Origin of the sequence: Streptomyces sp. NPDC008121 (assembly GCF_042957155.1) — a bacterium.
Taxonomy (GTDB): domain Bacteria; phylum Actinomycetota; class Actinomycetes; order Streptomycetales; family Streptomycetaceae; genus Streptomyces.
Window position 1 is genome coordinate 21,738 of record NZ_JBIBHT010000015.1, and the last position, 12,981, is coordinate 34,718.

Annotated in this window: 12 protein-coding genes and 1 pseudogene; 5 read left to right on the top strand and 8 right to left on the bottom strand. The window is 68.6% G+C overall.

Going from position 1 to position 12,981, the window contains the following annotated elements; translation table 11 throughout:
- The first annotated feature begins 26 nt into the window (after positions 1 to 26).
- The 3 genes and pseudogenes from ACFZBD_RS32315 to ACFZBD_RS32325 form a co-directional block, all read left to right on the top strand.
- Positions 27 to 464, top strand: a complete 438-nt coding sequence (locus ACFZBD_RS32315) for an ATP-binding protein (RefSeq protein ID WP_391146667.1) — start codon at positions 27 to 29, stop codon at positions 462 to 464.
- A 617-nt stretch (positions 465 to 1,081) separates the two neighbouring features.
- Positions 1,082 to 1,450: a hypothetical protein gene (locus ACFZBD_RS32320; RefSeq protein WP_391146670.1), complete on the top strand. Its 369-nt coding sequence runs from the start codon at positions 1,082 to 1,084 to the stop codon at positions 1,448 to 1,450.
- Between the two features lie 378 nt (positions 1,451 to 1,828).
- A pseudogene (locus ACFZBD_RS32325) lies at positions 1,829 to 2,107 on the top strand (transposase); the annotation flags it as partial.
- Positions 2,108 to 2,218: 111 nt separating this feature from the next.
- On the opposite strand, the gene ACFZBD_RS32330 reads toward ACFZBD_RS32325, so the two are convergent.
- From ACFZBD_RS32330 to ACFZBD_RS32365, 8 genes are all read right to left on the bottom strand, one after another.
- Positions 2,219 to 2,680, bottom strand: coding sequence for an NUDIX domain-containing protein (locus ACFZBD_RS32330; protein ID WP_391146673.1), 462 nt, complete (start codon positions 2,678 to 2,680; stop codon positions 2,219 to 2,221).
- Positions 2,681 to 2,688: 8 nt separating this feature from the next.
- The gene (tmk, locus tag ACFZBD_RS32335) at positions 2,689 to 3,327 is read right to left on the bottom strand and encodes a dTMP kinase (RefSeq protein ID WP_391146676.1); all 639 of its coding nucleotides are present in this window, start codon (positions 3,325 to 3,327) and stop codon (positions 2,689 to 2,691) included.
- On the bottom strand, positions 3,324 to 4,814 hold the full coding sequence (locus ACFZBD_RS32340; RefSeq protein WP_391146679.1) for a radical SAM protein: 1,491 nt from the start codon (positions 4,812 to 4,814) through the stop codon (positions 3,324 to 3,326). The genes tmk and ACFZBD_RS32340 overlap by 4 nt, the downstream gene beginning before the upstream one ends.
- Entirely contained in the window at positions 4,783 to 6,903 is a 2,121-nt protein-coding gene (locus tag ACFZBD_RS32345) for a hypothetical protein (RefSeq protein ID WP_391146682.1), read from the bottom strand. The genes ACFZBD_RS32340 and ACFZBD_RS32345 overlap by 32 nt, the downstream gene beginning before the upstream one ends.
- Entirely contained in the window at positions 6,900 to 7,328 is a 429-nt protein-coding gene (locus ACFZBD_RS32350; protein ID WP_391146684.1) for a DUF6302 family protein, read from the bottom strand. Before ACFZBD_RS32350 ends, ACFZBD_RS32345 begins: the two co-directional genes overlap by 4 nt.
- On the bottom strand, positions 7,325 to 8,014 hold the full coding sequence (locus ACFZBD_RS32355; protein WP_391146687.1) for a hypothetical protein: 690 nt from the start codon (positions 8,012 to 8,014) through the stop codon (positions 7,325 to 7,327). Before ACFZBD_RS32355 ends, ACFZBD_RS32350 begins: the two co-directional genes overlap by 4 nt.
- A 274-nt stretch (positions 8,015 to 8,288) precedes the next feature.
- Positions 8,289 to 8,729, bottom strand: coding sequence for a hypothetical protein (locus ACFZBD_RS32360; RefSeq protein ID WP_391146689.1), 441 nt, complete (start codon positions 8,727 to 8,729; stop codon positions 8,289 to 8,291).
- Positions 8,726 to 9,565: an ATP-binding protein gene (locus ACFZBD_RS32365; protein WP_391146692.1), complete on the bottom strand. Its 840-nt coding sequence runs from the start codon at positions 9,563 to 9,565 to the stop codon at positions 8,726 to 8,728. The genes ACFZBD_RS32360 and ACFZBD_RS32365 overlap by 4 nt, the downstream gene beginning before the upstream one ends.
- Before the next feature lie 885 nt (positions 9,566 to 10,450).
- Here ACFZBD_RS32365 and ACFZBD_RS32370 point away from each other — a divergent pair.
- Positions 10,451 to 11,029, top strand: a complete 579-nt coding sequence (locus tag ACFZBD_RS32370) for a hypothetical protein (protein ID WP_391146695.1) — start codon at positions 10,451 to 10,453, stop codon at positions 11,027 to 11,029.
- Between the two features lie 5 nt (positions 11,030 to 11,034).
- A complete protein-coding gene (locus ACFZBD_RS32375; protein ID WP_391146698.1) occupies positions 11,035 to 11,592 on the top strand; it encodes an N-acetyltransferase in 558 nt (185 codons plus the stop codon).
- Positions 11,593 to 12,981: the final 1,389 nt, after the last annotated feature.

Below are 12,981 nucleotides of genomic sequence, written 5' to 3' on the forward strand. Positions count from 1 at the left end.
TCCCCGCCAAGCGGAAGCGAAAAGCCATGACCAGCGCCCTTGCCCCCAGCCCCACCCAGCACCTCTCCCTGGGTGACTCCCCGGCCCCGGCGCGGCAGGCCCGTCATGCTGTGCAGGCCGACCTGGAAGCACGCGGTCTGGGATGCGCTGACCCCGCCATCGAGGAATGCGCCGGCATGACCATGCTGATCGTCAGCGAACTGGTCACCAACGCCACCCGCCACTCCCACGGCCCCCAGGAAATGCGGATCCGCTGGGACGGCCAGCAGCTGACCCTCGAAGTCGACGACGACACCCCCGCCGCCCCCCGCATCCGGCCCCCCTCCGAGCGCGGCGAGACCGGCGGCTTCGGCATGGACCTCATCGACCAGCTCAGCGACTCCTGGGGAACCCGCCCCCGCCCCGACCACTGCACCGGCAAGACCGTCTACGTCTGCATCATCTTCCCCCCGCTCCCCGCCTGACACCCGCACCACCAGAGCGCCGTCGGCTCAAGGACGCAAAGGCAGCCTCCAGCGCCGCCCGCCCCGGCGGGCAGCGCTGCGCAGGGCACGCCAGCTGCTGGACCGGATGGTCGCTCGATCCCACAACCTGCGTGCGCACCGCGGCGGCGTGTCCCGGTGCCCCGCATCTGGCTCGCCGGTCATCCCGGCTGGTACCGCTGGCCCTCCTGCCCGGGGCGCCGACGTCCTGCCCCTCGTGCAGAGGAGTACCTGTATAAGGTCGGCAGCCGACGCGGCCGCATCGATGACCGCTCTCGAGCTCGCCGCCGGGGTCAACCGCCGAGCGCTCGCCCGGCAGTCGCCGGCGGCTGGGCCGCCGTCGAGTCCCTCCTCGTCCACGCCGACGACCCGAACGGCGATGGGGAGCGCTCCGCCAAGGCCGCCGCCGACCGGATGGCCACGCCATCATCGCCTGCTCCTGGCCCCGTGCCGAGCTCACCACCCTGGCCCACCGCCACAACCCGAGCGAGCCACGAACAGGGAGCCTCCCGCCTGCTCGCCAACGCTCTGCCACCAGAGCTGAGGCCCTGGCGCTGACCAAGCCCACCGCCTACAGCGATCAGGCCGTCACTCAGCGTATGGCCGCTTTCCCTGCCAACCCCCAATCCCAGCTCAACGATGTCACCAAGACGTTCCGCATCACCACCGCCGTCCCACTCCTCGGCGCCGGCCTCGACCGCATCGTCCACGCCTCCTGCACCGAGAACCCCGCCCCCCTCAACCTGGCCGCCCGCGCCGAAGCCGCCCTCCAGCTCCTCCACGGCGAGACCGTCCTGACCACGGCCGGCCTGCTCGAACCCGTCAGGCAGACGGGGAGAGCTGCAGACAGACGGCACGAACAGGCACCGGGGGCGGGCTGCCAGACGCCGGGCCAGCGAACCTTTTCATCCGGGGATTCCCCGAAGCGTGGACACCGTTTGCTATGCGGCAGCGGTCAGCGTCACTGATCGTTGTCCGAACGCCATCGGGCTGACGCAGTCAAGCCCGGGCTGGCTGAGTCTGGTACTGCGGCGGCTGACCCGCCGGAACACCGCGAGGCGGGCCTCACGCTTTCGCGGATCACCCCGCTGCTGAGCCGGAGAGCGCGAACCAGCTGAGCGGACGAGTGGGCAGGCAGGTCACGGCTCCCCAGCGCGCACGCGTGAACAAGGTCGCGCGCGGCATTCATCTTCCTGGAGGACATCAGACCGGTGAAGCGGGAGGTCGCCAGGCAGGTGCAGCTCTTCGGCAACGAGATGTGCTGCATGGTCGTCGGCCTGGTCGAGGAGATCCAGGATGGTCAGTCCGAGCCGGGTGTCGAAGACGGTGGTGCCGATCAGTGCTGGCTCCTGGCCGAGTGGCCCGCCGGCCAGAGCGAACCCGTTCAGTTCTGGCTCTCCGACCTGCCCGCCGGCACCCCGCTGACCACCCTGGTCCGCCTGGCAAAGCTCCGCTGGCGCATCGAACACGACTGCCGGGAGATGAAACAGGCCCTGGGTCTCGCCCACTTCGAGGGCCGCACCTTCAACGGATGGCACCACCACGTCACCCTCGTCTCCGTCGCCCACGCCTTCTGCACCCTGCAACGACTGGCCCAAGCCCCAAAAGACACGGCGCCGGCCTGAGCCTCTACCGAGCCGTCCGCGAGCTGCAGACCCTCCTCGCGACATGGACCGGCGTCTGTCCCACCTGCCACCGCGGCATACCCACACCAGCCCCGACCTGACCAAGCCCTACTAGGCCGGCTCCGGCCAATTGTGGAAGGTGAGGCCTCCACGGTCATGCAGTGCGCCGTGAAGCCCGGCGGCGGGGTACGGGATGAGTTTCTCGGGCAGGTCGTGGTCGGCGAACCACTCCAGCGCGAGGCATTTCTCCGGCTCCTTGTTGACGGGCTCGCCTGTGAAATCGGTGAGTTCGTAGAACAGGCCGATCCGGTCGGGCGTGCCGTCGCCCTGATGGTGGATGACGGTGTGGGCGGTCGTCAGTGCGTCGGCGGAAGCGGTCAGGCCGGTCTCCTCGTACAGCTCGCGGACGGCGGCCTGCGCTGGGGCCTCGCCCGGGTCGAGCTTGCCGGAGGGGGCGTGCCACTGGCCGTAGCCGTAGGGGCCGCCGCGCTGGGACAGGAGGATCTTGGCGCCTTGGCGGACGACCACGTGGACGTCGACGATCGGGCGCTGGACGGACGGGGTGGCGTTCATGGCTCTTCTCATCGGAGGTGGTGGTCGGTGGCGTTGACGGTAGCGGGGTGTGCTGGGACGTGGGTGAGGATCCGGTCAGCGACCCCCGCGGGGGTGAGGGTGCCGACATCGACGGTGAGTACCGGGAACCCGAGACGTTCGAGGACCGGAACGGCCTCGATGTAGAAGCGAAGCTCGCGGCGCGTGTCGTCCGGGCTGCGCTCGAAGCGGTGGCGCGTGCCGCGTCCTTCGAGGCGGGAGTGGATGGTTTCGGGGTCGGACGTCAGGATGACCGCGAGGTCCGGTACGTCGATGCCTTCGTTGAGGGTCAGGATCCAGTCGATTTCGACGCAGTCGGCTCGCTGAAGTACGAGGGTCGACGGCAGGTAGCGGTCGAGGACGACGGTGTGACCGGCGGCGAGCGCGGGCCGGATCTCTGTGTCGAGCTGGTAGTGGCGATCGGCGGAGACGGCCAGGGCGAGCGCGCGGCCGCGCATACTGCCTTCTCCGCCTAACGCTCGGACGGTCTGGCCGAAGATGTTCGCAGAGGGCTGGGTGGCGGCGTACACGGTGTGCCCGGCGGCTTGCAGGGCGGCGGCGAGTGCGGCGTGGGTAGTGGACTTTCCGATGCCACCCGGGCCGTCGAGGGTGATCAGGCGGCCGGTCATGCGGTTACCTGCTGCTGGCTGCGCTCGAACTGCTCGCGCGAGAGGGCGGCGAGCCGGCTGTTCAGCTCAGCCAAGCTGAGCTCGCCGAACTGGAGACCAGTGGTGAAGTTGAACTCGTCCCGGCCACGCATCGCCTCGTCGGCGCCGTGGTCCGTGAGGTCGACATCGGTGTAGTTCTGCATCTGCTCGGGGTCGTAGCCGGCTTTGATGAGGTCGCCCCAGACGGGGGAGCCGGGGTAGGGCCGGAAGGTGAAGACACTGGCCCGGAAGGTGCCCGGCAGGGAGTCGGAGAGGTCCCAGAGGCCGCGGACGTGGCGAACGGTCTGGTCGGCCTCTTCACGCGTCTCGGTGGGATACCCGAGGATGAAGTACCCCTTGACGTTGATTCCCTGCCGCAGCAGCCGCTTCGTGACGTCCGCTGTCATTTCGGGGGTAATGCGCTTGTCCATGGCGGCGAGGATCCGCGGGGCGCCGGACTCGATGCCGAGGGCCACCTCACGCAGGCCGTTCGCGCGAAGTGCGGCGAGAACGCTGTCGGGCTCGCGATCGAGGATGTTGATGCGGCCGGTGGCGTCCCAGACGTACTTCTCCCCAATGCCTGCCTCGGCGAAGGCCTGGATCGCGGGGTGGATGACGCGGCGGACGCCGAGGAACAGGTCGTCCACGGCACGGAACGCCGTCGTGCCGTGCTTCGCGTGGAGCTGTTCCATTTCCTCGATGATGTTCTGCGGGTGGCGGGTGCGGATCGTGACGTCCTCGTTCATCGACTGAGCCGCTCCGCAGAACTTGCACTCATACGGGCAGCCGCGGGAGCACACGAGGTTTGCTTCGAGGCGACCGTCGTCGGCCCGGTAGGGGTCTTGGGGCAGGAATCGGCGGTCGACGAACGGGAGGGCGTTGATGTCCGGGGCCATCCAGTCGCTGCCGTGGCCTTGGACGAGGCTCATCGCGCTGCCGGTTTGGCCCCGGTCGCGCCACATGACCTGGGGGAGGGTCTTGCGACGGTGAACGTCGCCGAGGATCGCGGCCACGCGGGTCTCTCCCTCTCCGAGGATGAGGGCACCGATGTTGTGGAACCTGGTGTCGCGCAGCACCATGCCGGGTGCGGCCTTGGCGTGGTGGCCGCCGGCCATGATGAGGATGTCCGGGTCGAGTTCGGCGGCGATGCCGGCGGAGAGGCTGTAGGTCGGCGCCAGAAGGTTGAAGCCGACCCAGCGGGGCCGCAGGGCGTTGATGACCTCAGCGGTGTGCTGGATGCCGAGGCCGAGCGCTTCGGCATCCAGCACACCGACGTTGAAGCCTTCCTGGCGGGCGTATGTGGCGATGTAGCCCATGCCGAGGACGGGCAGGGTGTAGTCGTTGACCCGCGGTCGCTTGGTGTAGTCGCGCAGGGGAGCGTTGACGAACAGGGCGTCGAGTACCCGGTTCGGGTCGGCGCCGGCGATCAGGCCGTGGTCATAGATTGGCGTGCTCAGCGGTTCGGGCATGGGCCCCCCAGGTGAGTGTTGTCAGGGTGAGGGTGTGCAGGTCAGCGGGCTTGGCGCCTGCGATGTTGCGCCAGTGCTTCTCGAAGGCTTCTTCGGTCTGTGGCCATTCGTACGCAGGGGCAATCCGCGCAGCCCAGGTACGGACGGCGAGATCGGAGTGCGGGTAGACGGAGAAGTCGCCCGTGAAGTCGGCCGCGGCCGCGGCCGCCGTCCATGGGCCGACGCCGGGGATCGTGATCAGCGCGGCCGCGAGCCCGGCGGGCGGCAGGACTGCCCACTCGTCCTGGCGGTCCGGGAACAGCGCAGCAGCGGCCTGCATAGCCGGGTAGTGGAACCGCGCACCTACTGCGCCGAACTGCTCCTTGTCGAGCGCGAGAACCTGGTCCGGGTGCGGAGCGAGATGCCGGGTGTAGCCGCTGGCGGTGATGGCGGTCCCGTAGGACTCACACCAGCGTCGGTACACCTTGCGGGCCTGCTGGGCGCGGATGACCCGCCGCATGATGGCGAGGGTGATGGCATCCCAGAGGCTCGCATTGGTCAGCCGCACGACTGTCCCGATGTCCGCCAGGCCGACGCGCAGCTCGCTCGGCACAGTGGCGGGAAGGGTCGTGTGATCAGCTCCGTCAAGTGACGGCTTGGCGTCCTCGGGCCCGTCCACGCAGGACAGCGTCAGACCTGCCGGGCCGAACACGGCCATCCATGTGCTGTCGGCGGCTTTCACTGCGCGCGCGCATGTGCCGTCCGGGGAGCCGATCCAGGCCGGGTGATCGGTCGTCAGGGTGATGCTCATCGTGGTGCTCCTCGCTGGTTGGTGCTTGCCCGGCCCAGCTTGCCGTGTGGCGTTCGGGTGAATCGTCCAGATCGACAAGGCCCGGTCATGTGATGAGAGGGAGGGGCGCATGTCCTCGAACTCGCGCAGGGTGATGGGGCGGGAATGACTGGGGGCGTCACCTGGCTCAGCGGGAGGCGGCCACGTGTCCACGGACGGCATGAGGTCTGCGGCGGCGTTCGAGCGGGCCTTGAGCCGCGGACCGCGAACGAAGAGGGTGGCTGGCCGGGGAACATCAGGGCCCTGGTGCACCATCGTGTGGCTAAGGGTGAAGGAGGAGCCGCGGTGCTCAAGCACAACGATCGCGGGCGGTAGTGCCCTACTGTCGAGAGGCCCTTTCCAGCAGTCCAGGCGGCGCCGTACGACGTGCAGATACCCGCCGCGCAGGATGCGGCTGGTGAAGTTATAGCCGTGGTCGTGAGGCACTTCTTGGTTGATCCGGCGAGGGTTCATGTTCCAGCGGGCCTCGAAGTCAATTCCCCAGGCCACGGAAAGACGGTCGAGGAGCAGCGTCACGCGGCTCGACGCCATGCGGTCGGCGTCGGCAGGGGTGAGCAGGCCAAGGTCGGCAGCGAGCCGGTTCACCAGCGCTGTGCCGCGATGGTGGGCGTCGAAGAGGTCGGTTCCCAGGGCCGGCGTGTTGTCGAGCCACTGCCGCCCGTCGCGGGGGCCTCGGCCGGGTCGGGCTCCTCGGCCAGCGCGGAGGAGAAGTTCGCGCGCCCGGTGGGCAGCCAGGATGAACTCGGCGTACGGGATGGGGTCGCCGTCAGCAGCGAGGTCTTCTCGGCAGACAACTAGCTGGAAGCTGTCTGTGGAATCCAGGAAGCACAGCGTTCCAACGTGGACGGTCATCGCAGTTCCGGGTCCCAGGGTCCGGATGTACTGCGGCAGGTCAGCCTCGACGTCGGCTTGATGCCGGTACATCCGCAGACGGAGAACGCCATGGAGGGTCAAGATCACGGAGGTCGACTTCACCGTGACTGGGCGGACGAAGCCGATCTTCCGCAGGCGTAGATAAAGGTGAAGCCCGCCGTCGCGGCCCGCATCGACCCGGAGATACGTATGCCCGTTGGAGGTGAAGGAACTGTTGGTGCTACCCATGTCCAGCCAGCACAGAACGCGCGCGAGAAGGGGTGCGTACCACCCGGCGACATCGTCTGGGCCGACAGTAGGGATGGCCGCCGGGTCGGTGCTCTGGTCCAGCAATGCCAACACGAAGGCGGGAAGCTGTTCGCCGTTCGCTGCGGTGCTGCGGGTCATCGACACTCACCTCCTGCCGCAGCCCCCCGACGAGGCTCGCCGTGCTCGAACAGGAAGGGGTGCCCGGTGCGTACTCGGTGGATCACGGCGTCGCTGAAGCCGTAGAACAGCCAGTACGCAAGGCCCATGCCAACGGGCGTCTCAGCACCCCACCTGACGTTGTGGGCAACTTCCTCGTCGAAGGACCACTTCACCCTTGGGTCGGGAAAGCCCGGCCGGTTCTGAAGCACCCCTCTGACCGCTACGGCGCAGCCCGCACAACCTGTCGGGAAGAACCCGCCGCGTCGGCGCCCACCGGCCGGCACGATGCCGCCCATGTGCACCGAGATCCCTGAATCGGCAAGGCTGGGGTGGAGGTTGAATCGGATCTCTGCGTAGTTGTATGCCTCACCCGGCGGCAGCACCTGCGTGCATTTCCTGCTCATGCCGGTTCCGACCGCTCGCAGGCAGTGGTTTGGGTGAGATCCCGCTCGGGCGGGGCGAGCTGAGCGCAGCGGGCCTCCTCCGCCAGGTCCACAGGCTGGCAACCGTGCAGCTCGATGAGCACGCGGTCGGCCAGCACCAGGCGGCGATCCTCGCTCGCATAACTCACGTTCACCTGCTCCGGGCGCTGCTTCGGCCAGGAACGGGTGAGGCCATACCGGGTCCCGCGCACGCCCCAGGGCACCGGCCATTGGACGCGCGCCGCTACGTGGCCATTCCGCAGGTGCGGGCACCGGGCGATCGCCTCGATCGCACACCGGGGGTGGACCGGCGGCTCGCTGGCCAGTTCCAGGTCCTGGATCGCTCCGAGACCGGCCGTGCCGTTCGCGCCGAGCACGAAGAGGGTGCCTCGCTCTTCGTCTTCTGCGGGCTGGTCGCACACCTGGCACAGGGTGTACAGCGCGGCTCGGCGCTGTCGCAGGGGATGCACCGCCTTGAATTCCGGCTCTCCCTTGCCGCGCCCGAGGGTCCACAGCCGCCAGAGCACCTTCCAGGGGTCCCGAGCCCGCAAGTCCAACGACGCGTCCGCGAAGCCGATCACGCGCGGCGTCATCTCCCGTTCGACCGACCACCCAGTGACGGCAGGCACGGGCACGCCCTTGTGCGTCAGCAGGGTTTCGGTGGCCATTAGTTGCTCCTACAAGCTGAGGCCCTCCGCCGAGTGGTTCAGGATTCACACGGGGGACTGTGTCACCGGGTCTCCCCGACGGAGGGCGGTTCAAAGGGGTGCTGGGCCGGCCGCCGCCAAGGAAAACGGCGGCCGGGGCACATCGCAAACTCGTCTCGGCACGTGCACGATGTGCCGCCCCCGTCGACCGGACATGGCTCCGGACAGCCGAGGGGCCCTGTTGGGGCGTTCTCCTCGCCGAGCCTCCGTGACAAGCGGCGGCGAGGAGAACGGTCTATATGTCGAGCAGGTCGAGCAGTGCTTCGGCTATGACCGCGCGACGCCGCAGCGTGGCGTACGGGTCGCAGGGGCGTGAGACCGCAACTGCTTCGGCGCGCTGAACAGTGGCGTCGGCGTCGGCGTCGGCGTCGGCGTCGAGAAGAAGGCCGCGGTAACGGATCTCGTGGGTGCGGCGGTTGAGGACTGCGGAAAGGGCGTCTGCCCGCGCGCGAATCTTGGGGGCGGGTGCGGTCGGCTGCGTGTCGAACGCCTCCTGCACCAGGGCAAGGTCGGCGTCGACGGTCTTATCTGCGTCGATGTCGTCAAGGCCGGCGGCCAGTCGACGCAGTAAGCGCTCGTCGGCGGAGGCCCACTTCAGCTGGTCAATCTGCCTCGCCGACTGAGGGGCATGAGGCCGGGTGCCCGCGGGAGCAGTCTCGGGTGCGGCGAGTTTCACGCGGCGCCCCCGATACGCTCCACGTGCTGCACGGGAAGGGCGGCACGCGCCACGCGGCCCGTCGGGGTGCGGGACCACTGAAGCTCGGCACCCGTCACGCAGTGGAAGACGTTCGCGAGAACCTGGTCAGCGCGAGTGGATTCCGGCTGCTTGTCCTCTATCTCGACGTGTAGCGCACCGTTCTGGCCGATGGCGAGTCCCAGCTGCGTCGACCGGCTGAGTGTGGCTGCCATCCCGATGACACGAGCAGCCTCCTCGACGTTGCCCTTCCAGCCGCGGGCCGTGGCCAGGTACCGGACGAACGTCCGCGCCGTTCCGGAGACGGTGGGCGCGCCCGCGGGGAGACTGTGGCGCTCGAAGGTCAGCACCTGCTGCGCGGGGTGTACTGGAGTCGTCACCTTGTAGTCGATCTCGCACCAGACGACTTCACCGACTTTGTCCGTGCCCCACCGACTGGCCAGCTCCTCGACAATGAGAAGCCCGCGGCCGTGCTCCTGGTCCGGGCCGGGCGCACAGCGGGCGGGCGACCGGGTCGCGGCGCAGGCCTCCACCTCGATCCGAATCGTCTCTGTGTGGAGACTCATGCGGACCGCGATCTGGCGGGCGGAGGTGTGCAGGACCGCGTTCGTCACGAGCTCGGAGACAACGACCTGCACATCGGATGCGAGGTCGCTAAGACCCCACTCGCGAAGCATCTCGGCTGCTGCCGTGCGCATCCGGCGGGGCCATGCCCTTTCGGCGTCTGTCAGCTCCGCACCACGCGTCGGGCGGGTTAGCGTCGGGAGTTCAACGGCTCTCAGCCGCTCGGATTCCTCTGTGCGGGTCGGCGTGTTCACGACGTCCTCGCCTTCTTCGGGCAGCGCATCTGCTGCCTGCCGGCTTCCGCCCCCTCCCCAACTCGGGGAGAGGCACGCCACACAGGTAACCGCTCAACTACCGACAGTGGACAGGCAATTCTGTCGGTTCCTCGCAGCCGTGAGACCGGAAATTTTTACCCAAGGGCGTGCCCGTTTCGGCAGCCGCCGCTACGTTGGCGACATGACGGGGAACCCGCTCCTTGCAGCCCGGATGGAGAACGCGAGTCTGGGCCAGAGCGAACTGGCAGACCGGCTGAACAGGCGCATCGGCGTCCTGACTGGCAACCCCGGCAAGCTCACCGACCGGCACGTGCGGAATTGGTTAACCGGAAAAACTCGGTGGCCACAGGCAAGACAGCGCCTCGTTCTCGAAGCGGAATTCCGCGCAACGGCGGAGGAGCTGGGCTTCATCCCTCCCGCTGGACGGCGGCGCGCACCATCGGAGGACCCCATGCGGCGGAGGACCTTCACACACGCCACGGCTTCCGTGACAGCCGCAGCTTTCCTGCCCGCCATCCCGTCTAACGGCTCTGCACGCGTCGGCATGAGCGACGCCGACCGCCTGGAGCGCAACTTCGCCGAGCTGGTCGATGACGATAAGGCGGGCCGCACCGGGATCCGCATGGAGACGCGCGCATTGGCCCACGCTCAGCATGCTCTCGATCTGCAAGCCGTGGGTGAGGCGAGCGCACGCGTCCGCCGACGTCTCTACTACCTGGCCGCGGCATTCACGGGGACCGCACTCTGGGCAGCCGTCGAGGCCCAGGAGGCTCAGCGGGCGCAAGGGCACCTCAACAAGGCGATGACCCTGGCGGGCCTGCCGGCAGCAGCGAAATGCAGCTCCGCCTATGGGGGCACGCAGGCATGCTCGCCTACCAGCAGAAGCACATGCACGACGCCTTGGCCGCAGCGGAGGCTGGAAGGCGCTCCCACGCGTCACGTAACGACGCGCTCTTCCGCTCGCTGGCCGGAGCCCGGCTCGCCGGCATCCTCGCTGCGGTTGGCGAGGACACAACGGCCCTGCGTGCCTTGGCCAATGCCGAGAAGGCGTACGAGCGAGCCGACATGAACTACGGGCACCCCACCTGGATGTCCTTCTTCGACCGCGCCGAGCTCAACGGGCTCGCGGCACTCGTGATGAGCCGCCTCGGGAAGCACGCCGAGGCCGAAGCCCGCCTGCACCATACGCTCGCTCTTCTCCGCCCGGACTTCTCGCGGAACCGGTGGTACTACAGCATGAATCTCGCCCTGGCCCAGCTCGCCCAGGGCGAGGCGGACGAGGCGGTCGCGACGGCCCTACCGCTCGTTCCTGCTGCGGGCGAAGCACCGTTGGCCGGGCGTAACCGGAAACTCCTGGCCCAGTTCGACCGGGGCCTACGCGGGATGGCTGCGGGCTCGCGAGTTGTGATCGACTGGCAGCAACACATCGCCGAAGGAGACTAGAGACTGTGACCGTCGACTTGAAGCACTTCGTGGCCGGGGACCTTCCAGAGATCCGGCAATCGATTCTCGACATCCATGTCGAGGTCCGACACGGCGACTTCGGGCTCGGCGACAGCCCATTCCACAGTGTCGAGCGCTTCGACGAAAGACTGTCCGCCTACGCCTCCCGGCCGGGGTGGACCGCAGTTCTCGGCTACGAGGACGGTCGGCCTGTCGGCTTCTGCTTCGGTACGACTCTCGCCGCCGACACGAAGTGGTGGGACAGCATGCGCACGCCGATGGCCGAGGACATGACCAAGGAAGACGGGCGGCGCACCGTCGCTCTCAACGAGATCGTGGTCCGCGGGCCCTGGCGGGGGCGGGCCATCGCCTGGCAGCTCCACGAGGCGTGGCTCCGTCACCGTACGGAGGAGCGCGTGACCCTCCTGGTGAATCCGGCGGCTGGGGACGGCGCCGTGCAGGCCGTATACGAGGCGTGGGGTTACCGGAAGATCGGTGACCAGCAGCCCTTCTCTGATTCGCCGGTGTTCTCCGTGATGCTCCGCTCCGTCCAGCAGGACTAGGTCCGCTCCGGTGCCCCATGCCGCGTACGCGGCATGGGGCACCGGAGCATCAGGTTCGCTCGATGGCCGCTGGGGTGGGCGGCGCCTTGGCCGGTTCCGGCCGGCTGTGCTGCGGGCTGTACGCGTTCCTCCTCGTGACTCGGCTCCGTCTTGGCGGGCGGGGCGACGAAGAGGTCTGTCCATGCGGTCGCCCTCGCCTGACCGTCAACGTCCGTCACCCTGAGCCGAACGGGATCAGCGTTTGAGAAGAGTCCAGCTCGGTCGTGCAAGACGGCGGGCCTCTTCGAGGTGTCCGTTTCGGTGGCGCGATGTGCCGCGGGCCTCCGGCCGGTCTCGTCGCTCATAGGTTCCCCTTCGGCTAGATGGCGGCTCTTCCGGGCTGAATATCCGTCAAGGGCGGCCCCCTATGTGAGCTTTCTCATCTGCTTGTTGCGCGCATCCAGCGCGCGTGCGGTCGTACTGGAGCGGAACTGAGGCAGGATCCGATACCTCCCCACAACCACTCACGTTCCCCAGAGGGCTCCGCGCGCCAGGCTGCACCCTGCACATTTCAGCGCGCCCCCTCGCTGGCATGTGCAAGGTGCACGCGCCTGTCACGCAACGCCCGGCCAGGACCTCACAGCCGGCCCCGTCCCCGCCGCCGAGACCGCGGCCGCCCTCCAGCGCTCCACTCCTGCTTACCGGGGCCGGCGGCATTGCCAGCTTGCTTTCCGCCGAGGTGGCGAGCCGACTGGTGACCTCCTCCAGGACCTGATCCCTGCGCGACACCCAGCCGGGACGCCGCGAGCTCCCTCGAGGCCCCGGTGGACACCGGCTCCTGCAGCTCAGGCGTCACCGCGATCACATAAGCCGGGTAGAAGCTGCTGCTCAGGTGGACGGGTACACCGCCCCTGCTGAGGACTCGCCGCCGTACCTGCACGGGCGTGCCGGGCGGAACGCGTCCGCGCCCACGGTGCCCACCTCGAGGATGCGCGAGGACTCACCCGCGTCGAGAGCGCTACCTTTAGACGCGTGCAGGGCGGCCCGGGTACCGATGCTGTTGCTGACCGGTGAGGCCACAACGGTGCCGGTGCCCGGCTTGGTGAGGGTGAGCCCCACCATCTTGAGAACCCGGTATGCGGTTCACGGTCGTGTGCGCTACGTCGAACTGCTCGCCGGCTTGCTTGTAGCTCGGCACCGTTGTGGCCGGGACGAAGCGTTTCGTCCATAATCAGCCGGCGGAAGTGCCCCTCCTCGCGCGGCCGGCCGGCCCCGGCGCACACCGCCTGTCGGTGCAGGACGCGTCCGGTCGCATGCGACCGGACGCGTCCTGCACGGGCGGGTATCTGCGGAGCAGGACAGCGCAGCGCGGATGGCGGCAGAGCGCCGGCGCAGCCGGGCCCAGAGCCG